The organism is Streptomyces sp. NPDC048434 (assembly GCF_043200375.1).
In the GTDB taxonomy this organism is placed as follows: domain Bacteria; phylum Actinomycetota; class Actinomycetes; order Streptomycetales; family Streptomycetaceae; genus Streptomyces.
Window position 1 is genome coordinate 123,309 of sequence record NZ_JBICXQ010000006.1, and the last position, 19,654, is coordinate 142,962.

Consider the following 19,654-nt stretch of genomic DNA (forward strand, 5'->3'; position numbering starts at 1 on the left):
AACCCCGTGACCGCGCCCGGCGGCGACACCCAGCACGGCATCCGGCGGCGCAATCTGGCCCGGGTGCTGCAGACCGTTGCCGCGCAGGGGCCGCTCTCCCGGCCGGCGGTCGCGGCGCGGATCGGGCTGACCCGGGCGGGAGTGGCCCCGCTGGTCGACGAGCTGCTGCGGGCCGGGCTGCTGGTCGGGACGGGGCGGGCGGCGCCCAGCGGCCGTGGCCGGCCGGGCGGCGAACTGGCGGTCAGCGACCGTGGCCCGGCCGGGATCGGTGCCGAGATAGGCGTCGATCATCTGGCGGTGTGCGCGGTCGATCTGCGCGGGCGGGTCCGGGCCCGGGTGGCGGCCGACGCGGCGAACCGGCGGAGCGCTCCCGGGCCCGTGCTGCGGCAGTTGTCCGCGCTGCTCGCAGAGGTGACCGCCGAGATCGCCGCCGAGGGGCTGCGGCCGGCCGGACTGGCGGTGGCCGTGCCCGGACTGGTGGCCCGCGGAGCGACGACCGTGGTGCACGCCCCCAACCTCGGCTGGCGGGCGGCCGATCTCGCACCGGGGCTCGCCGGGGTGACGGCCCCGGTGGACGGTGCCCCGGCCCTCCCGCTCACCGTCGAGAACGAGGCCAACCTCGGCGCGCTGGCCGAACTGCGGCTGGGCGCGGGCGACGGGCTGCCGGGCCCGCCACCGGACTTCGTGCATGTGTCGGCCGAGATCGGTATCGGTGCCGCGGTCGTCGTGGACGGTCAACTACTGCGGGGGGCACGGGGGTTCGCGGGTGAGCTGGGGCATGTGCCGGTGTATCCGGACGGCCCGGCGTGCGGCTGCGGCGGCCGGGGCTGCCTGGAGCAGTACGCCGGGGAAGAGGCCGTGCTGCGCGCGGGCGGGCTCACCCCCGGGCGGGCGGCGGCCGCCCATCCGGGGCCGGGTGCCCGTATCGGGCTGCTGGCGCGCCGTGCCGCCGACGGGGACACGGCCATCGTGCGTGCGCTGCACGAGGCGGGGACGGCGCTCGGTATCGCACTCGCCGGGGCGGTGAATCTGCTCGATCCGCGGGCGGTGGTCCTCGGTGGCGCACTGGCCGGGCTGGCCCCCTGGATCCTGCCCTCCCTGGAGCGGGAGTTGGCGCTGCGGACGGCCGTCGCGGCCGATCCCGGACGAGCCGGCGGGCCATGGGTGACGGTGTCCCGCCTGGGCGCGGACGGACCGCTGCTCGGGGCGGCGCACGCGGCGCTGCAGGCCGTGCTGGACGATCCCCTCCATTCCTGCGCCCCGGCACACTCTCCCCGGAATTGAACCCGCTAAACCTTTCCATGGAACAGGAATTCCATGCCACCCCATCGAGCGATTGTGCCGATAAAAACAGCACGACTACCGTCGGTTCGGCGGGTTGCCGCGGAGCTGCCTTGAACCGCGGTTTCGGAGGCGGTCCGCATCGCACCCTTCGAAGAGATAGGTGGCATGGTGACGATTGCCGACGAATCGCTGCACGGCAGTGCGGAAGAAGCCCAGAATTCCAGTCTGAGTACCACCGCCGCGCGGAATTTGGCGACCACCACCAAGACCGCGCCGCAGATGCAGGGCATCACTTCCCGCTGGCTGCTGCGGCTGCTGCCCTGGGTGCAGGTGTCCGGTGGCACCTACCGGGTGAACCGCCGGCTGACGCACACGCTCGGCGACGGGCGCATCGACTTCGATATCAGCGGCAGCGACGTCTCCATCATCCCCGAGGAGCTGCGCGAGCTGCCCGCCCTGCGGGAATTCACCGATACCGAGGTACTGGCCGCGCTCGGCGGGCGGTTCACCCAGCAGGAATACGCACCCGGTGAAGTGATCGTCGAAGCCGGCACGCCGGGCGACCGGCTGGTGCTGCTCGCGCACGGCCGGGTGGACCGTATCGGTACCGGCAAATACGGCGAAGAGGCGGTGCTCGAAGCGCTGGCCGGCGGCGACCACCTCGGTGACGTGCCGCTCACCGACCCCGAGGGGACCTGGGAGTTCGGCTATCGCGCGGTGACCCGGGTGACCGTCATGGCGCTGCCCCGGCAGGCCCTGCAGGAGATCCTCGACCGCTCCCCCGGGCTGCGCGAGCATCTGGCGACCGCCCGGCAGGGCGACGCACAGCCGACGAACGCCACGGGGGAATCGGCGGTCTCCGTCACCTCGGGGCACCACGGCGAGCCGTCCCTCCCCGGCACCTTCGTCGACTACGACCTGGCGCCGCGGGAGTACGAACTCAGCGTCGCGCAGACGGTGTTGCGCGCCCACAGCCGGGTCGGCGACCTCTACAGCGACCCGATGAACCAGGTCGAGGAGCAGCTGAAGCTGACCGTCCAGGCGCTGCGCGAGCGCCAGGAACACGAGATGATCAACAACCCCGGGTTCGGGCTGCTGCACCACGCCGACCTCAAGCAGCGCATCCACACCCGCACCGGCCCGCCCACCCCCGACGACCTCGACGATCTGCTGGCGACGGTATGGAAGGACCCGGGCTTCCTCCTCGCGCATCCACTCACGATCGCCGCGATCGGCCGGGAGTGCAGTGCCCGCGGACTGTATCCGACCGCGGTCGATTTCATGGGGCATTCGCTGCCCTCCTGGCGCGGGGTGCCGATTTTCCCGTGCAACAAGATTCCGGTGACGAAGGAGCGGACGAGTTCGATTCTGCTGATGCGCACCGGCGAGGAAAAGCAGGGCGTCGTCGGCCTGCACCAGACCGGAATTCCTGATGAATACGAACCGAGCCTGTCGGTGCGTTATATGGGTCTCGACGATCGCGCCGTAATCAAGTATCTCGTCAGCGCCTACTATTCGGCGGCCATTCTCGTGCCGGATGCGCTGGGCGTTCTCGACGACGTACAGATCGGCCACTGAACGGCCCGCGGAGGGGAACGGCGCGCCCCGGGGAACGGCCCGTATCGCCGCCCGGCCGCGCCGGCCGCACACACGTGCAGGCATCGCATGCACCACACAGCAGGCACCGACAAGAACAGGTGAGCCTTCTTCATGACCACATCGGTGGATCCGACGTCCGGCCCGCAGCCGTCCGCGACCGAGCAGAGCCGCTCCAGCCTGGACACCGCGGCCGCCCGCAAGCTGGCGACCACGACCAAGACCGTGCCGCAGATGCAGGGGATCTCCTCCCGCTGGCTGCTGCGCATCCTGCCCTGGACGCAGGTCTCCGGCGGTACGTACCGCGTCAACCGCCGCCTCACCCACACCCTCGGGGACGGGCGGGTGGAATTCACCTCGACCGGCACCGAAGTCCGGGTGATCCCCGAGGAGTTGCGGGAGCTGGCGCCGCTGCGCGGGTACACCGACGCCGCGACGCTGGAGGCACTGGCGGACCGCTTCGTCCAGCGGGAGTTCGCGCCCGGTGATGTGCTGGCCCGGACGGGCGCCCCCACGGACCGGGTCATCCTGATCGCCCACGGCAAGCTCGACCGCATCGGCGCCGGCAAGTACGGCGATGAGACGGTTCTGGGAGTGCTGGCCGACGGTGACGCCCTCGGTGCCGCGGCGCTGCTGGCGCCGGACGCGGAGTGGGAGCACTCCGTACGGGCGGTGACCCGGGTGACCGCGCTGACCCTCTACCGCAGCGACCTCGAAGAGGTGCTGGGCCGGTCACAGTCGCTGCGCACCCACCTGGAGGAGTTCCGTGCGGCGTTGGCGCCGGCGCAGAACAAGCACGGTGAGGCGGCCATCGAGATGGCCGCGGGCCATGTCGGGGAGCCGGCCCTGCCGGGCGCCTTCGCCGACTACGAGCTGGCGCCGCGGGAGTACGAACTCAGCGTGGCTCAGACCGTGTTGAAGGTGCACTCGCGGGTCGCCGATCTCTACAACGACCCGATGAACCAGCTGGACCAGCAGCTGCGGCTGACCGTGGAGGCGCTGCGCGAGCGCCAGGAACACGAGATGATCAACAACCCCGCGTTCGGGCTGCTGCACAACGCCGACCTCAAGCAGCGCCTCCACACTCGCAGCGGACCGCCCACCCCCGACGATCTGGACGAACTGATCTCCCGGCGCCGGAAGACCCAGTTCCTGCTGGCGCATCCGCGCACCATCGCGGCGATCGGGCGGGAGTGGAACGCCCGGGGGATCTACCCCACCACCGCGGAGTGCGAGGGCACGGCGGTCCGCGCCTGGCGGGGCATCCCGCTGCTGCCCTGCAACAAGATCCCGGTCACCCCGGAGCAGACCAGCTCGATTCTGGCGCTGCGGGTCGGCGAGGAGAACCAGGGCGTGGTGGGACTGCACCAGACCGGCATCCCGGACGAGTACCGGCCCGGACTGTCGGTGCGCTTCATGGGCATCAATGACCAGGCCGTCATCAATTACCTGGTCAGCGCCTACTATTCGGCGGCGGTGCTGGTGCCGGACGCGCTGGGCATCCTGGAGGACGTGGAGATCGGTCACTGACCCGCGGGGGCTTCGGTCCGGGTGCCCGCTCACGACCGGCCGTCAGGGCCGCTGGCGTGGCACCCGGGTGACGTCCGATCAGGTATCTCGCTTCTTCTGACCTGCGCCGTTCTGCCTTTGGTCGAGCCATTGGCAGAACGGCCATTCCCTTGGCAGGGCGTGCCCTGTTGCGCATCATGAACGCACCGCCTGTGCGTGACATGTACGCGACCACGCCCCCACGGTCCTGTCAGGAGTTCATATGGAGCCCGACCACCGTCGCCCGGACCGCCGGCGCCTGCTCACCGGTGCGGCCGCGCTCGCCGCATCCGCCGCTCTCACTCCCCTCACCGCGGCCAGGGCGGCTGCCGCTGGGCGCCGGCAGGCTCCGCGCGGCAGCGCCTACCCTCCGCTCCAGCAGGTTCCGGCAAGCCCGTCCAATTTCACCACCGCCGACCGCCCGGCGCAGTACCCGGTCGAGATGGTCGTGGTGCATGTGACCCAGGAGACCTACAAGGACACCCTCAAGCTGTTCCAGGACCCTCGGCACAAAGCGGCCGCGCACTATGTCGTACGGTCCGCCGACGGCCGTCTCGCCCAGTGCGTCAAAGAGCGGAATGTCGCCTGGCACGCCGGGAACTGGGACTACAACACCCGCAGCATCGGCATCGAGCACGAGGGCTGGATCGACGACCCGACGTGGTTCACCGACCCGCTCTACGAGCAGTCCGCCCGGCTCACCGCTGCCATCTGCGACCGCTACCGGATCCCCAAGGACCGCGAGCACATCATCGGCCATGTCGAAGTGCCCGGCACCGACCACACCGACCCCGGGGAATTCTGGGACTGGGCGCGCTATCTGCAACTGGTCAACGAGGCCACCTGGCGGAGCGCCGGATGACGCGGCGCGCCATACCACGCCCTCCGGGGGGTCCGAAGGACCGCGGTACGGCGCGCACATTCCGGCGGCGCCGCTCGGCGCGAGGGTCAGTGAGCCGCCCGCAGAAAGCGCTCCAGGCCCGGGAGATCGTCCGAGTTGAGGTGGTCGACGCCGGCGTCGAACAGCGCCGTCCACACCGCCTCCCGCGGCGGTCCGGCCGCGTCCGGCGTCGCCCAGAAACGCAGCCGGCGCCGCTCACCGTGCGCGGCCGCCACCAGCCGGCGCAGTCGCTCGCGCTCGGCGGCCGGCATCGGGCCCACGCCCTGCCAGCCGAAGAGATCCGTCCAGGAGGCGGAGACCAGCGGCGCGAAGGAAGCGGGAACGGCGGTCCCCAGGTCCTCGGGGCGCCCGTCGTAGAAGGCGTGGCGCACCCGCTCGGCCTCCATGGGCACACGGGCGGCCCGGTCTCCGGAGATCACGGCGGTCACCGGGCCGCCGTGGACCCGGCTCGCGCGGCAGACGCTCAGCAGTTCCCGGTAGCCGTACAGGACACGGGACAGCGCGCGGTAGGTGGGGTCACCCGCGGTCTTGATGTCGATCAGCAGTTGGAGGGAGAGACGGTGGCCCCGGTAGACCGTGCCGCCGTTGGCGCGAATCCGTCGGCGCAGCGGGTCGAGATACAGCGACTCCAGGGTGCGGGCCGGGTCGAGGTCGCCCTCCTCGTGGGCGACCAGCAGCCGGCCGTCCACGAGCCAGATGTCCGCCTCCACGCTGCCGAAGCCGTGGTCGAGGGCGTCGAGCAGCGGCCGGGGGTGCTCGTAGTCGTTGTGCGCATGGGCACGGCGCAGCGGCAGGGAGCCGCTGGGGCGGACGGTCGTGTCACGGGCGGCGGCGGGCGCGGTGAGGCCCGCGGCGAGGACGGCTCCCAGCGACACGACGGCCGTTCTGCGGGTGTACGGATTCATGACATCTCCGGGTCATAGTGAACGTCTTCGGCACCTGGGACAGTTGGCATGACGTCAGGGGGGATCGTGAAGCGGCGATTCGGTCGAGTGCGCGCGGTGCTGACGGTGCTGGTGGCGTGGGGGGTGCTGGCCGGCGGAGGGATGGCGGGCGGGGCACCGGCCACCGCCGCGGGCCCCACTGTCCACCGCTTCCATGCCAGGTCGGTGGCGCCCGGTGTGGCATACGGCGAATTCCGGATGACGGTGCCGCGCGGCATCGTGCACGGGCATCTGCTGACGGTCGATCTGGCCGATCCGCGGGTCTCTGTCGATCTGCTCTATCCGGGGGCGGTCGGCGCGCGGTCGCCGGTGTCCCAACTGGCGGCCGACCGCCGCGCGGTGGGGGCCGTCAACGGCGACTTCTTCAACATCACCGAGACCCAGCACCCGGGTGTGGAGGCGACCGGCGCCTCGGTCGGCCCGGCGGTGGCCTCGGGGCGGCAGCTGAAGGGCGCGGTGCCCGACGGTCAGCGGTTCGGGCCGGTCATGCCGCCGGGCGCGACCACCGAGGACGTCCTCGGCGTCGGCTACGACCGCCGGGCCCGGCTGGACCGGCTCACACTGCGCGGTGCGGTGCTGACTGCGCAGGGGGTGCTGCCGCTGGACGGGCTGAACCAGTACGCACTGCCGGTGGGCGGCATCGGCGCCTACACCGCCCGGTGGGGCCCGGCGTCCCGGGTGCGCGCCACCTGCGGCACGGACACCGACCGGGCGGCGCCGTGCAGTACGGACACCACGGAGGTGACCGTCCGGCACGGCCGGGTGACGGCGGTGGAGGACGTGCCGGGGGCCGGCGGAGTGCCCGCGGGCAGCGTGGTGCTGGTGGGCCGGGAGGACGGTGCGCGGCAGCTGCGCACGCTGCAGACCGGTGAGCCGGTGCACCTCACCCCTCACCTCGTCGGCCGGGGGCCCGTCCCCCTGCGGTTCGCGGTGGGCGGCTTCCCGATCGTGCGGGACGACGAGCCGGTGGCCGGTCTGGACACCGTCGCGGTGGCGGTGCGCACGTCAGCGGGGATCGGGGACGGCGGGCGGCTGCTGTATCTCATGGCGCTGGACGGGGCCCCGGGCCAGACCGGTCTGACGGTGCACGAACTGGCGGACCTGATGGAGGAGTTGGGCGCGCGGGACGCGATGGATCTGGACGGTGGCGGCTCCTCGACGCTGGTCACCGGCGACAGGTACGGGGCCACGGTCCGCAACCATCCGTCGGGCGGTGCCGAGCGGCCGGTGCCCAACGCGATCGGGGTGTTCTCCTCCAGGTGAGCGGCGGGCCGCCAACTGGCGGCGCCCGGCCGGGGGTCAGGCCTTCCCGGCGGTCGCGGCGCCCGCGGTGCGCATCCGGACCACGGCGTAGACGCTGCCGGCCAGGGCCAGGTCGGAGAGCAGCATGAAGCCGAGGGAGCAGGTGCCCTTGCCGCGGTGGACCGCGCCCAGGACGAGCGGCGGAACGAAGCCGCCCAGGCCGCCGGCGGCGCCGACGATGCCGGTGACGCTGCCGAGCTGCGACTGCGGCGTCACCCGCGGGACGAGCGCGAAGAGGGCACCGCCGGCCGCGCCCAGGCCCGCCGCCCTCACCAGGAAGTGCGCGCATCCCCTCGGGTTCAGCGGCGGGTCGAAGGCCTGGAAGATCGCGGCCAGCGCGACCACGCCCAGCGCCCCTGCGGTGACGACGGCGGGGTGCACCCGGTCCGCGCACCAGCCGCCGAGGGGCCGGAAGACGACGGCGGCCAGGACGAAGCCGGCCGTTTCGGTGCCCGCTTCGGTGCCGCCGAGGTGTTACCGGGACTCCAGACCAGGCGTTCACGAGGGGGACGCCGATGGCGAACGTGGTGCCGCCCAGGCCGAGCAGAACGCCCATGGCGAGCATCTGGGCGTAGGAGTGCTTGGCGGGCACGATCAGCAGCACCGGCACGAGGGTGAGCCCGGAGACCAGCGGGAACATCACCCGGGCGCCATAGCGGTCGGTGAGCGCACCGACCGGCACCCGGCCCAGCGAGCCGGCCAGCAACGGCACCGCCACCAGCGCCGAGGCCTCGACGTCGGTCAGGCCGAGGCCGGCCTGGAAGGCGTTGCCCAGAGGGGAGAGCAGGTTCCAGGCCCAGAAGGTGACCGTGAAACCGAGGGTGGCGAGGATGAGGTTCCGGCAGGCCGCCGGTGTCACGGACGCACACTGCTCACCACGTCGGCGGCGCCGGACAGCCCTTGGTGGATGTCCGGGGCGAGGCTGCTGTTCGCCAGGTAGAAGCCGAGCAGCGCGCACACCAGGGCGTGCGAGATCTTGAGCTTTCCGCTGCGCAGGAAGATCACGGTCAGGATCACCAGCAGCAGTACGACCGAGATGGAAATGGCCATGGGACGCACGCCTCCTCAATCGCCGCCCGAACGGGCAGCAAGGGGTGGCCAGTTTGGCGTATTTCAGGGTATGTACGGTTCTCGTCCGGGTGCTCCGATCAGGTGATCACTGCGGGTCACGGGGAGCGGCCGCGGGGCGCAGCGGACCGGTGAGCCCACCCGGGCCGGGAGTCCACTTACCCACGTCCCGGGCGGGCACCTCCGCCGCCGGCCGGCCGTCCGCCGATCCGCCCCCTCACCTGCCACCGGCCGGTCCGCTCGGAAGGAATCGCCCATATCGCCGCAAGTGCCAAGCGGCGCTCGGCCGTTCACCCTCCACACCGCAGGCCGCCGGCCGGTGTGCCGTGTATCACATCACTCCCTGCAACGAGGTAGAGCGATCGGCCGTCTTAGCGGCCGACAGCGCCGCCCTCCCGCACCGCAGACGAAAGCCCCCGACATGAGCCAGCCCCCCGCCCGCCGCCGGCCCCTCCGGCCGCAGCGCGGCGCACTCGCGCTGGTCGCGGTGCTCGGTGCGGGCACGCTCACCGCGTGCGGGGGAAACGCGGAGCCGGCCCCGCAGGGCGGTCCGGTGAAGGTGGCGCTGGGCGCGGCGAGCGGGACCAGGACCGTTCAGGCCGGCGACCGCCTCCGGGTGACCGCGGAGGGCGGGGTACTGACCGGGGTGAGGGTCACCGACCCCAGGGGACGGCAGCTGCCGGGCGGCCTCGGCCGGGGCGCGACCAGCTGGACGTCCAGGGAGAAGGCCGCGCCGGACACCCGGTACTCCGTCGTCGCCAGGACCAGGAACGCACAGGGCGGTGCCGGTGCGGCCAAGGAGTCGCTGACCACCGCGAAGGCCGCCGAGCTCAACACGCTGATGCTCGATCCCCGCTCACCGGGCGCGGCGACCGGCGCCGACCGGCCCCTCTCGATCGTCTTCGACTTCCCGGTCACCGACCGGACCACGGTGGAGCGGCGGCTGAGCGTCACCGCCGACCACCGCATGACCGGGTCGTGGGACTGGGGGAAGGACCGCAGCGGCAGCGACCGGGTGGACTGGCGGCCCGCGCGGCCCTGGAAGCCGGGCACCGAGGTCACGCTACGGGCGGATCTCGACGGGGTGGACTCCGGCGGCGGCCGTTACTTCGCCAACGACTATGACCTGAACTTCACCATCGGCCGGAGTTGCACCGACTCGGACACGGGGCGGGTTTGTGGCAGGGTCCACGTGGGTGACCCTGTAGAGGTCACCACACCCTCCTTACGGGGAGGGGAAGACAACAGGGCCATCGGGATCGGAGACCGGAATGACGGCTGATCCCCGTGGCAGTGAACCAGCGCCCGAGCGTCGAGCAGCTGGCCCCTTTCAGAGCCTAGTGTGACGGAATGAGCACCGTGCAGGACCAGGATCAACTCGCGGGGTGGCAGCGCTTCCGGCGCCGTGTCCCCAATGGCTTCGCCATCGTCTTCAGCCTGTTGGGGCTCTTCTGTGCCCTGATGGCGCTGATCGGGCCCCTCCGGCGCGGGTTCCACCCGGTGATCTACTGGCTGGACACGCTCACCATCCCGGTGGTGCCGAACTTCGCCTACGCGGCCTTCCTCTTCCTCCTGGCCGCGGCGATGACCGCACGCAAACAGGTCGCGCTGTGGTTCGTGGTGACCTACATGGTGCTGGTCACCCTGGCGGACGCGCTGTTCCTGGCCGCGGGGTACTGGGAGTACGCCTTCTCCCTGGTGCTGTGCGCCGGTGCGCTGGTGCTTCTGCTCGTCTCGCACCGCGAGTTCTATGCGATCACCCGGCGCGGCGCGTTCCTGCGCGCGATCGGGGTGCTGATCGGCGGGCTCGCCGCGGCGGTGCTGATCGGCTGGGGACTGGTGTCGCTGGCCCCCGGCACGCTGGAGCCCGGCGCCGCCAACCGGCTGCTGTGGGCGGCCAATCGCGTCTGCGGCGGGCTGGTCGGCGGCCGGCTGATCGAGGGCCATCCGCCGCACTGGACCAGCGCCGTTCTCGGGCTGCTCGGTGCGCTGGCACTGCTGAACGCGGCGGCCGCGCTGTTCCGTTCGCAGCGTATGGAGGCCGCGCTGCACGGCGACGAGGAGGCCCGGATCCGGGCGCTGCTGGACCGCTACGGCAGCCAGGACTCGCTCGGCTACTTCGCCTCCCGCCGCGACAAGGCCGTGGTCTTCTCCCCCAGCGGCAAGGCCGCCGTCACCTACCGCGTCGAGGCCGGTGTCTGTCTGGCCAGTGGTGACCCGGTCGGTGACCGCGAGGCGTGGACGCAGGCCATCGAGGCATGGCTGGAGGTCGCCGGACGGTACGGCTGGCAGCCCGCCGTCATGGGGGCCAGCGAGAGCGGCGCCAAGGCCTTCGCCCGCAGCGGGCTCGGGGCGCTGCAGCTCGGCGACGAGGCGATCTTGCAGGTGAAGGACTTCGACCTCGACGGCCGGGAGATGCGGGTGACCCGCCAGGCCGTCAACCGCGTCGAGCGCACCGGCGCGGCCTTCCGCGTACGGCGCCACTCCGCGCTGAGCGACGAGGAGATGCAGGAAGTCATCCACCGGGCGGACGCCTGGCGGGACACCGAGACCGAGCGCGGATTCTCGATGGCGCTGGACCGGCTGGGCGACCCGGAGGACGGTGAGTGCCTGCTGGCCGAGGCGTTCGACGGCGACGGCAACATGATCGCGCTGTTGTCCTTCGTGCCGTGGGGCAAGGACGGCATCTCGCTGGATGTCATGCGCCGTGACCGCACCGCGCCCAACGGTGTCATGGAGTTCATGGTGGCCCGGCTGTGCGCCCAGGCCGGTGCGATGGGCGTGCGCCGGATCTCGCTGAACTTCGCGGTGTTCCGGTCCGCCTTCGAGGAGGGCGCCCGGATCGGTGCCGGGCCGGTGCTGAAGTTCTGGCGCAAGCTGCTGCTGTTCTTCTCCAAGTGGTGGCAGCTGGAAGCCCTCTACCGATCCAACGCGAAGTACAACCCGGAGTGGTATCCGCGGTTCCTGTGCTACGCGGACGCCGGCGCGCTGGCCCGTATCGGCCTGGCCTCCGGTATCGCCGAGGGCTTCGTGGCCGTGCCGAGCCTGGGCAAGCTGTGGGGCAAGGGCCACAAGAAGCGGGTGCTGGCCCCGGCCAGCACCGCGGGCCTGCCCTCGCTGGACGAGCTCGGCCTGGTGCAGACCGGTCCGGCCACCGAGGAGGAGCTGCACGAGCGGGAACTGGCCGCGCTGCCCGAGCAGGTGCGGGTGCGCCACCGGAAGCTGGAGCGGCTGCGGGAGGCCGGCACCGACCCGTATCCGGTGGGCGTGGAGCGTACGCACACCCTGGGCGAGGTCCGCGCCGAGTACCCCGACCTGACGTCCGGGGCGCGGACCGGCAAGTCCGTCAGCATCGCGGGGCGGGTGCTGCTCACCCGCGACCACGGTGGCGTGCTCTTCGCGGTGCTGCGGGACTGGTCGGGCGATCTGCAGATCGCGCTGACCCGCGACGGCAGCGGCAAGGAGGTACTGGAGCGCTTCGGTTCGGACATCGACCTCGGTGACCACATCGAGGCGGAGGGCGAGGTCGGCAGCAGCGCCCGCGGTGAGCTGACGGTGTTCGTGACGCAGTGGCGGCTGACGGCCAAGTGCCTGCGGCCGCTGCCGGACAAGCGGCGCGGACTGTCCGACCCGGAGGCCAAGGTCCGCCAGCGGTATGTGGACCTGGTCGTCTCGCCGGACGCGCGGGACAACGTACGGGCGCGCAGCACGGCCGTCCAGGCGCTGCGCCAGGGGCTGATCGACCGCGGCTACCTCGAGGTCGAGACGCCGATGCTGCAGCAGATCCACGGTGGCGCCAACGCCCGCCCGTTCCACACCCATATCAACGCCTACGACCTCGATCTGTATCTGCGGATCGCGCCGGAGCTGTATCTCAAGCGGCTGTGCGTGGGCGGTATGGAGAAGGTCTTCGAGATGGGGCGGACCTTCCGCAACGAGGGCATCTCCTACAAGCACAACCCCGAGTTCACGATGCTGGAGGCGTACCAGGCGTTCGCCGACTACGACGTGATGCTCGATCTGACCCGGGAGCTGATCCAGAGCGCGGCGATCGCCGCGTTCGGCAGCGCCACCGCCCGCAAGGCGGACGAGAACGGCCGGCTGGTCGAGCACGACATCTCGGGCATCTGGCCGGTGAAGACCGTCTACGGCGCGATCTCCGAGGCGCTCGGCGAGGAGGTCGACGCGGACACCGGGCAGGACGTGCTGCGCCGGCTGTGCCACGCCTCTTCGGTGCCGCTGAAGCCGGAGATGGGCCGTGGCGACATCGTGCTGGAGATGTATGAGCGGCTGGTGGAGGAGCGGACTCAGCTCCCCACGTTCTACAAGGACTTCCCCACCGAGGTCTCGCCGCTGACCCGTCAGCACCGGCGGGACCCGCGGCTCGCCGAGCGCTGGGACCTGGTCGCGTTCGGCACCGAACTGGGCACCGCCTACTCCGAGCTGACCGACCCGGTGGAGCAGCGGCGGCGGCTCACCGCCCAGTCGCTGCTGGCGGCCGGCGGTGACCCGGAGGCGATGGAGCTGGACGAGGACTTCCTGCAGGCCCTGGAGTACGCGATGCCGCCGACCGGTGGTCTGGGCATCGGTGTGGACCGGCTGGTCATGTTCCTCACCGGTCTGTCGATCCGCGAGACGCTGCCGTTCCCGCTGGTGCGGCGCCGCTGACGGCACTCCGGGCCCGGTCACGGCGGGCCGCACGGCGAAGGCCACCACCGCTCGGTGGTGGCCTTCGCCGTGCGCAGGCGGCTCGGCACGGGCCGGTGCCGCAGTCACCGGGAAGGGCACGGCCGGGAGTGCGGCGGTCGGCCACCGTGCCCGGGGCCGTCAGAACCAGGTGACGGTGAGCGGGAAGGAGGCGGTGGCCGTGGCGCCGAGGGAGTCGGTGGCGGTGGCGGTGACCGGGAAGGAGCCGGTCTGCCAGGGCCGGCCGCCGATCCGGCCGCCGGCGGCGTCGGCGCTCAGTCCCAGCGGCAGACCGGTGGCGCGGTAGGTGAGCGGGGGTGTGCCGCCGGTGGCGGTCAGCGGGACGGTGCAGTCCTGGAGGAAGCGGCAGGTCTGCGGGCCGGGGGCGGTGAGCTTCAGATCACCGCCGGGCGGCTCGGTGCCTCCGGTGTCGAACACCCCGGTGACGGGGGCGGCGGTGGCGGCGTTGCCCGCATGCCCGGTGCCGTAGATGTCCTCGACCGTCCGCAGCAGGCTGAAGTGGTTGTAGGCACCGCTGACGGTGCCCTGCCGGACATGGGCGCCGTGGAACACGGTCGCGATCCTGTTGGAGCCGAGGTAGTTGTCCTCGTCCCAGGTCACCATCAGCAGACTGTTGTGCTCCTTGGCCCACTGGGCGTAGGAGGCGAGGTTGTTCTTGAGCCAGGTGTCGCCGCTGCCCACGGCGCAGTCGTGCATGTCGTTGCACATGTCCGGGATGACGAAGGACACGGTCGGCAGCCGGGTGAAGTCGTCCTTGGGGAACTGGGCGAAGGTCTTGCCGGTCTGCACGGGCACGTTCGTGAAGGCGAACCAGGGGTTGTGCTTCTGGGCGTACCGGCCGTCGGCGCAGGTCGTGGAACCCTCGGCCGGCAGGCCCTCGTTGTAGCTCGCAAAGGTCTTGCCGGCGGCGAGCAGCTCCTGGCCGAGGTTGGGCGCGGTCATCGACTGCGCGGCGTAGCAGCCGTCGCCGGTGATCCCCTGTGTGGTGCCGGAGAAGAGGTTGAAGTAGTTCGGCTGGCTGGGGTGGGTCAGCGCCTTCATTCCGGTCAGGCCGGCGCCGTCCTGGGCGAGTTGGTTGAGGTAGGGCGCGTCGGCGCTGCCGATGATCTCGCCGTACTGCTTGTTCTCGAAGACGACGATCACCACGTGGTCGTAGGACGGCAGCGCGGTGCGGGTGCCGCTGCCCGCAACGGCGGTGTCTCCTCGGGGGGTGTGGGCGTCGGCGGTGGTGGCCGCGAGGATCAGGCCGAGCGCGCCGAGCACCGCCACGGTCGCCCTGCGCAGACGGGCCGCTGTGCGTGTCATCAGGTCTCCTCTCCCTCCTTGCCGGGGGCTGCCGAGGTCGTGGTCATCGGTCCTCGCGGCGGGCCGCGGCCGCGACGGCGATCCGCAGTACGCGGGGCACGGGCAGATCACAGCGGCGGAAGGCATCGGCGGCGGCGGTCCGCACCGCCGCACGCCGGTCCGGGGGCACCAGCAGCAGCACACTGCGCCCCGGCCGGGTGCCGGGCCACCAGGCGGACCACGCACCGGCGCGCAGGGCCGCGCGGACCGCGTCGGCGAGGCCGGTGGCAAGGGAAGAGGCGGTGGCAGCGGCTGTCGCGGTGGCCGGGCCGGCGCCGTCCATACCCGCGCCGCCGCCCGTGGCGGGACGGGCCGTCAGGAGCAGCAGACAGGCGTCCGTACCGCCGTCAGGGGCACGCAGCGGCTGATGGCTGCCGTCGGCCGCCAGGAGGTGGCCGGCCCGGGCGAAGAGCACGGCCCGGCGCAGCCCGTCATCGCCGGGCACGGCGGCGCCCAGCAGACGCGCCAACTGCGCGCGGACCGGAGGGCCTTCGCCCCGGCCGGCGTGTACGTCCGCGACGGCGAGGGCGACCGCGCACTCCAGCGGTTCGGCGACGGGCAGCCCCACGGCTTCGGGCAAGGGGGCGTTCAGCTGCAGATCGGCGCCGCCCCGGCCGCATCCGGCGGCGGCGAGGGTGCGCAGCACGGCGTACGGGCGGGCGATCCAGCCGGGGGCCTGGGCGGCCGGTCCGGTGAGGGGGAGTTCGGCGGTCTCGGCCGGGTGGTTGAGCGAGGCGCAGCGCAGCACCCCGTCGGCGCGCGGGGCGACGGCCACATCGACGTATTGGTCGGCCGCCGCGCACCAGTCGGTCCGTGGCGCCGTCCCGTTTCGCGGCGGGCCGGGCGGGACGGCGGACGCGGTGACCCGGAAGGCGTACGGGGCCCGCCACACCGCGTCGGGCGGGCGGTGGTACGCCGTCGCGAAGCCGTGGGAGAGCAGGCGCAGCAGCGGGTCCGCCGTGGTGCGGTACACCAGGTCCACCGCGCTCACCCCAGCTCTTTGCGGGCCAGCAGCCGGTAGGCGTTGCCGCCGTCGGTGGCCCGGGCCACCACGGTGCGCAGGCTGTCGAGGGCGAGCGCGGCGGCGTAGCAGGGCACCGCCATGGCCTGTACGGCGCTTCGGGCGGCGCGGCGGGCCGGGGTGGCGGGGACGGTGGCCCAGGGGGCGAGCGGGTCGGGGGCGAGCCCGTTCGCGGCGAGCGCGACGGCGCCGAGGAAATCGCCGTTGGGCTGGTGGGCCGCGCCGTGCTGCTCGGCGAGGACGGTGAATCCCCGTGCTGCCAGGGCCTGTTTGAGGTTTCCGGCCGGCATGAGGTGCTGGTGCTGGGGCTGGAACCAGGGCAGCCAGTAGCGGCCGAGCAGCCGGCCGGCACGGGACCGGGGATCGGGGAGTTCGATGAGCAGATGGCCGCCGGGGGCCAGGACCTTGACGGCCGCGTCGAGTTCGGCGAAGGGGTCCCGGGTGTGTTCGAGGTAGTGGTGCATGCTCACCGTGTCGTAACGTCCGGCGAGCCGGTCGGCGAGGTCGGGGAACTGGCCCTGGTAGGCGGTGTCGATCCAGCCCCGGCGAGCGGCCTCGTGCACCCCTTCGCCCATATCCAGCCCGTCGAAGCGGGTGTCGGGCCATACGGCACGTGCGGCGTTGCAGAAGTGTGCCGCGGCGGTTCCGACGTCGAGCCAGGTTCTGGGGGTGGTGAAGGGCCGGAGCATCTCGGCACGGGCACGGTAGGTGCCGCTCATCCGGCCCAGGACCAGGGAGGCGCCGTCACCGCCGAGGCCTTCGTAGAAGTCGCGGTAGTAGAAGTCGAGCCCGTCCGGGGTGAGCCGGGGGTTCTGGAAGATGTGGCCGCAGTGGCGGCACTCCTCCAGGGTGAACCGGCCGGGCTTGCCCTGGAGCAGGTCGGGCGTGCGGATCCGCACGACGGGTCCGGGCGTCGAGCACCAGGGGCAGTCCGTGCGGCGGGGCTCGAAGAACCGGTCCATGCCGCCCGCGAGTTCGGCCGCGTACGCGTCCCGGCGGGCCGCGGCACCGGCGGCGTCCGGCCCCTCGGCGGCCGGGGTGGCGAGGGTCCGCAGCGCGGTCGACAGGGCGCGCAGCGGACGGGAGGCGGTGGCGCGGGCGAGGTCCGCGGGGCGCGGTCCGGGGACCGGGCCCAGGACGGCGGCGGGCTGCAGCCAGTACAGGGCGGTTGCCGCGGCACCCCAACGCGGCGCCGAGACCAGGCACTTCACCAGCAGGGCGAGGCCGGCGAGCCGAGCGGCGGCCAGCAGGGCCGGCGGGAGGCCGCGGGCCCTGAGTTCCTCGGCGTGCCGCGCGGGGTCGGGGGGCGGCACGGTGAGACCGGGGGCGAGGGCCCAGCCGGTGGTGTCGGGGGCGTACTCCTTGAGGGTGCGGACGAGGCGGAGCAGATCGGGCACCGAACGCGGCGGTGTCCCGTCGCCGAGCCCGGCCCGCCGGTGGACGTCGTCGGCCACCAGCAGGGCGTGGCCCGCGCCGTGGCCCGGGGCGCACCGGTCGGTGCGGTGGGCCGCGGGGTCGAGCAGCCGAAGCAGACCGAGGGTGCTCTCGGTGTCCAGGCGCGCCGGGATGAGGTCGACGACGCACAGCCCCTCGCGTACGGCGTGGTCGACCGCGGCGCGCAGGGTCGCCTCGTCGGCCGTGACGCCGGGCGCGGTGATCAGGTGCCAGCCCTGGAGCGGTCCTGGGGCATCGTGCGGCGGGGCGGGGGCGAGCACCGGCAGCGCGGCGAGCCTGCGGCGGGCGCGCACGGTGCCCGCTCCCAGGGCCGCCACGGCGGCGGCCGCCACCCATCGTGTACGGGGTCCCGAACGGTGCACTCGCGTCATCGGGCTCACGGTCCCTTCTCGTTCTCGGTCTCGGTGGGGGCGGTGCAGAGTGCGGGCCGGCCGGGGTGCCGGCCTGCGGATGTGCCGGGCGGCAGCTTCTCCAGACGGTCGGCCGCGGTGCGGGCGCCGCCCGCCTCGGCGAAGGACGCCTGGATACGGCGGGCCGCACGACGGTGGGCCGGGTCGTCCAGTACGGCGGCCAGCGCCTGGTGGAGCTCGTCCGCGCGGGCCCGGCCGAACCGCACCCGCACCCCCGCACCGGTCCCGGCCACCTGCCCCGCGACGATCGGCTGATCGTCGCGGACGGGCGCCACGACCAGCGGCAGTCCATGGGCGAGCGCCTCGCACACGGTGTTGTGGCCGCCGTGGCACAGCACGGCGTCGAGGTGCGGCAGCAGGGCGAGTTGGGGGACGTACTCCTGGTGCACCACATGGCGCGGGACGGTCCCGGCGAGCTCTCCGGGGGCGGCCAGGATCAGCTGCGCCCGGTCCGCGAGGGCGTCAGCGGCGCGCAGTACCGCGGGGTAGAAACGGGCGCCCGCCTCGCGGTTGAGGGTGCCGAGGGAGACGAGCACCCGCGCGCGCCCGGGGTCCAGCCGGTGCCACGGGAAGTCTCCGGCGGAGGGGCGGGCGCCGAAGGCGGGCCCGACGAAGGCGTAGTGGGGCGGATACCGCCGTCCCCCGGGGCGGGCCACGGCGCCCTTTCCGGCGACGGCCGGCCCACCCGGGCGCACCGCGTCGCCGGCCGGCCCGCCGTCCCCGATGAGCGCGGGGGTGGAGAAGACCAGGACGAGGTGCGGGGAGAAGCGTGGGTCCCAGCCGCCGGGTGCGCCGCATTCGGCGAGCAGTGCGGCGATGCGCTGCGCCACCCACTCCCCCACCTTGGGGACACCGTCGAAGGGACGGGTGAACTCGGCCGACGTGGTCGCCGAGGTCGCCCAGGGCAGACCGTGGCGCCGCGCCACCAGGGGCCCGGCCAGGGCCTGTTGGTCGGCCACCACCACATCGGGCGCAAAGGCTTCGACGGCGGTGTGCACACCGGGCAGCATCGCGCGGGCGAGGGGGATGAGGACCTCCGCCCAGAGGAAGCGCAGGGCCGCGATACCCCGCAGATCGCGCCACCGCCCGTGCAGTACGTCGGTGCCGTCGCCCGCGCCCCGCTCTCCCGCCGGGTACAGGAGGGAGCCCGCGGAGAGCAGCGGTGCGAGGGACGCCGCGGGGCCGGTCCAGGCGACCCGGTGGCCGCGCGCGGTGAGTTCGGCGGCGACGGCGACCGTGGGGTTGACATGTCCTACCAGTGGCGGGACGACGAACAGCACTCTCATCCGGCCACCGCCCCTGCCCGGGCGCCGAGCCGTTCCAGCACGGCGGCACAGAGCCGTTCGGTGGCTTCGTTGAGCACGGTGTGTCCCACCCCCGGGAGCACACACAGCTCGCAGTCCGGCGCGGCGGCCGCGAGTTCCCGTGCTCCGGGGAGGAGTTCGGAGTGCTCTCCGTAGACGGCGAGGACCGGGCGGCCGAGCCGGGCGAAGTCGTGGGCGGTGAAGGCGGGGCCCGCCGCGATGTCCTCGATCAGGGAGGTGCGGTTGAGCAGGGCGTCGGCGCCGGCGGTCAGCCGGGCCTCCTTGCGCCGCCCGAGCGCGGCGAGTTGCTCGGGCAGGCGGCGGTGTTCGAGGCCGAGGGCCGCGACGGTGAGGGTGTCGGTCATGTTCGCGACCCAGTCACCGGTCAGTTGGGCATCGATCAGCACGAGTGAGGCGACCAGGTCGGGCCGGACGAGCGCGGTGTGCAGGGCGAGCACACCGCCGTAGCTGTTGCCGACCAGGTGGACCGGGCGGCGGTCGAGGCCGAGGGTTGCGAGCAGGGCGGTGAGATCGGCCACCGCGGTGTCCCTGTCGTAGCCGCCGGGCGGGCGTTCGCTGCGGCCGTGTCCGCGCTGGTCGTAGAGGAGCACCTGGTATCCGGCGCGGGAGACGGGGCCCGCGAGGGTGCAGTAGAAGCTCGACAGGTTGTCCATCACGAGGCCGTGGAGGAAGACGACCGTGGGGCCGCCGCGGCCCGGCAGCGTCTGGGTGTGGAGGCGCAGCCCGCCTGCGGGGGTCAGGGCCATGGT

General features: G+C 72.9%; 14 protein-coding genes and 1 pseudogene. 7 read left to right on the forward strand and 8 right to left on the reverse strand.

Annotation, left to right across the window (positions count from 1 at the left end):
- The first annotated feature begins 6 nt into the window (after window positions 1-6).
- The 4 genes from ACGFWI_RS09465 (at window position 7) to ACGFWI_RS09480 (ending at window position 5,290) form a co-directional block, all read left to right on the forward strand.
- A complete protein-coding gene (locus tag ACGFWI_RS09465) occupies window positions 7-1,284 on the forward strand; it encodes an ROK family protein (RefSeq protein ID WP_393905350.1) in 1,278 nt (425 codons plus the stop codon).
- A 165-nt stretch (window positions 1,285-1,449) separates the two neighbouring features.
- Window positions 1,450-2,862, forward strand: coding sequence for a family 2B encapsulin nanocompartment shell protein (locus ACGFWI_RS09470; protein ID WP_393905351.1), 1,413 nt, complete (start codon window positions 1,450-1,452; stop codon window positions 2,860-2,862).
- Between the two features lie 132 nt (window positions 2,863-2,994).
- Window positions 2,995-4,410: a family 2B encapsulin nanocompartment shell protein gene (locus tag ACGFWI_RS09475; protein ID WP_393905352.1), complete on the forward strand. Its 1,416-nt coding sequence runs from the start codon at window positions 2,995-2,997 to the stop codon at window positions 4,408-4,410.
- Window positions 4,411-4,651: 241 nt separating this feature from the next.
- Entirely contained in the window at window positions 4,652-5,290 is a 639-nt protein-coding gene (locus ACGFWI_RS09480) for an N-acetylmuramoyl-L-alanine amidase (RefSeq protein ID WP_393905353.1), read from the forward strand.
- A gap of 86 nt (window positions 5,291-5,376) precedes the next feature.
- On the opposite strand, the gene ACGFWI_RS09485 is transcribed toward ACGFWI_RS09480, so the two are convergent.
- Window positions 5,377-6,234: a phosphatidylinositol-specific phospholipase C/glycerophosphodiester phosphodiesterase family protein gene (locus ACGFWI_RS09485; protein ID WP_393905354.1), complete on the reverse strand. Its 858-nt coding sequence runs from the start codon at window positions 6,232-6,234 to the stop codon at window positions 5,377-5,379.
- 87 nt (window positions 6,235-6,321) lie between these two features.
- Between ACGFWI_RS09485 and ACGFWI_RS09490 the strand changes: the two genes are divergently transcribed.
- The gene (locus tag ACGFWI_RS09490; protein WP_393905471.1) at window positions 6,322-7,536 is read left to right on the forward strand and encodes a phosphodiester glycosidase family protein; all 1,215 of its coding nucleotides are present in this window, start codon (window positions 6,322-6,324) and stop codon (window positions 7,534-7,536) included.
- 36 nt (window positions 7,537-7,572) lie between these two features.
- Here ACGFWI_RS09490 and ACGFWI_RS09495 read toward each other — a convergent pair.
- Together ACGFWI_RS09495 and ACGFWI_RS09500 are read right to left on the reverse strand one after the other, a co-directional pair.
- A pseudogene (locus tag ACGFWI_RS09495) lies at window positions 7,573-8,434 on the reverse strand (MFS transporter).
- Window positions 8,431-8,625 (reverse strand): hypothetical protein, encoded by a 195-nt coding sequence (locus tag ACGFWI_RS09500; RefSeq protein WP_030088015.1) that lies wholly within the window; start codon window positions 8,623-8,625, stop codon window positions 8,431-8,433. The pseudogene ACGFWI_RS09495 and the gene ACGFWI_RS09500 overlap by 4 nt, the downstream one beginning before the upstream one ends.
- Window positions 8,626-9,064: 439 nt before the next feature.
- Here ACGFWI_RS09500 and ACGFWI_RS09505 point away from each other — a divergent pair, with 439 nt between their 5' ends.
- Complete coding sequence (locus tag ACGFWI_RS09505) at window positions 9,065-9,925, forward strand: Ig-like domain-containing protein (protein ID WP_393905355.1); 861 nt, start codon at window positions 9,065-9,067, stop codon at window positions 9,923-9,925.
- A 68-nt stretch (window positions 9,926-9,993) separates the two neighbouring features.
- Window positions 9,994-13,311 carry a bifunctional lysylphosphatidylglycerol synthetase/lysine--tRNA ligase LysX gene (lysX, locus tag ACGFWI_RS09510; RefSeq protein WP_393905356.1) on the forward strand — a complete coding sequence of 1,106 codons (3,318 nt, stop codon included), beginning with the start codon at window positions 9,994-9,996 and terminating at the stop codon, window positions 13,309-13,311.
- 159 nt (window positions 13,312-13,470) lie between these two features.
- Here lysX and ACGFWI_RS09515 read toward each other — a convergent pair whose 3' ends face one another.
- Genes ACGFWI_RS09515 through ACGFWI_RS09535 form a run of 5 tightly spaced genes read right to left on the reverse strand, consistent with a single transcriptional unit; the run spans window position 13,471 to window position 19,651 of the window.
- Entirely contained in the window at window positions 13,471-14,655 is a 1,185-nt protein-coding gene (locus ACGFWI_RS09515; RefSeq protein WP_393905357.1) for an alkaline phosphatase family protein, read from the reverse strand.
- A 43-nt stretch (window positions 14,656-14,698) separates the two neighbouring features.
- The gene (locus tag ACGFWI_RS09520) at window positions 14,699-15,685 is read right to left on the reverse strand and encodes a galactokinase (protein WP_393905358.1); all 987 of its coding nucleotides are present in this window, start codon (window positions 15,683-15,685) and stop codon (window positions 14,699-14,701) included.
- Complete coding sequence (locus tag ACGFWI_RS09525) at window positions 15,682-17,541, reverse strand: methyltransferase domain-containing protein (protein WP_393905359.1); 1,860 nt, start codon at window positions 17,539-17,541, stop codon at window positions 15,682-15,684. Before ACGFWI_RS09525 ends, ACGFWI_RS09520 begins: the two co-directional genes overlap by 4 nt.
- Window positions 17,542-17,546: 5 nt before the next feature.
- Window positions 17,547-18,866, reverse strand: coding sequence for a nucleotide disphospho-sugar-binding domain-containing protein (locus ACGFWI_RS09530; RefSeq protein ID WP_393905360.1), 1,320 nt, complete (start codon window positions 18,864-18,866; stop codon window positions 17,547-17,549).
- The gene (locus ACGFWI_RS09535) at window positions 18,863-19,651 is read right to left on the reverse strand and encodes an alpha/beta fold hydrolase (protein ID WP_393905361.1); all 789 of its coding nucleotides are present in this window, start codon (window positions 19,649-19,651) and stop codon (window positions 18,863-18,865) included. Before ACGFWI_RS09535 ends, ACGFWI_RS09530 begins: the two co-directional genes overlap by 4 nt.
- Window positions 19,652-19,654 lie beyond the last annotated feature (3 nt).

Excerpts from the sequence above, each read along its gene's own strand:
- ACGFWI_RS09470 (WP_393905351.1), top strand. The coding sequence starts at position 1,450 with ATGGTGACGATTGCCGACGAATCGCTGCACGGCAGTGCGGAAGAAGCC.
- ACGFWI_RS09475 (WP_393905352.1), top strand. The coding sequence starts at position 2,995 with ATGACCACATCGGTGGATCCGACGTCCGGCCCGCAGCCGTCCGCGACC.
- ACGFWI_RS09480 (WP_393905353.1), top strand. The coding sequence starts at position 4,652 with ATGGAGCCCGACCACCGTCGCCCGGACCGCCGGCGCCTGCTCACCGGT.
- ACGFWI_RS09485 (WP_393905354.1), bottom strand. The coding sequence starts at position 6,234 with ATGAATCCGTACACCCGCAGAACGGCCGTCGTGTCGCTGGGAGCCGTC.
- ACGFWI_RS09500 (WP_030088015.1), bottom strand. The coding sequence starts at position 8,625 with ATGGCCATTTCCATCTCGGTCGTACTGCTGCTGGTGATCCTGACCGTG.
- ACGFWI_RS09505 (WP_393905355.1), top strand. The coding sequence starts at position 9,065 with ATGAGCCAGCCCCCCGCCCGCCGCCGGCCCCTCCGGCCGCAGCGCGGC.
- lysX (WP_393905356.1), top strand. The coding sequence starts at position 9,994 with ATGAGCACCGTGCAGGACCAGGATCAACTCGCGGGGTGGCAGCGCTTC.
- ACGFWI_RS09515 (WP_393905357.1), bottom strand. The coding sequence starts at position 14,655 with ATGACACGCACAGCGGCCCGTCTGCGCAGGGCGACCGTGGCGGTGCTC.
- ACGFWI_RS09525 (WP_393905359.1), bottom strand. The coding sequence starts at position 17,541 with ATGACGCGAGTGCACCGTTCGGGACCCCGTACACGATGGGTGGCGGCC.
- ACGFWI_RS09530 (WP_393905360.1), bottom strand. The coding sequence starts at position 18,866 with ATGAGAGTGCTGTTCGTCGTCCCGCCACTGGTAGGACATGTCAACCCC.
- ACGFWI_RS09535 (WP_393905361.1), bottom strand. The coding sequence starts at position 19,651 with ATGGCCCTGACCCCCGCAGGCGGGCTGCGCCTCCACACCCAGACGCTG.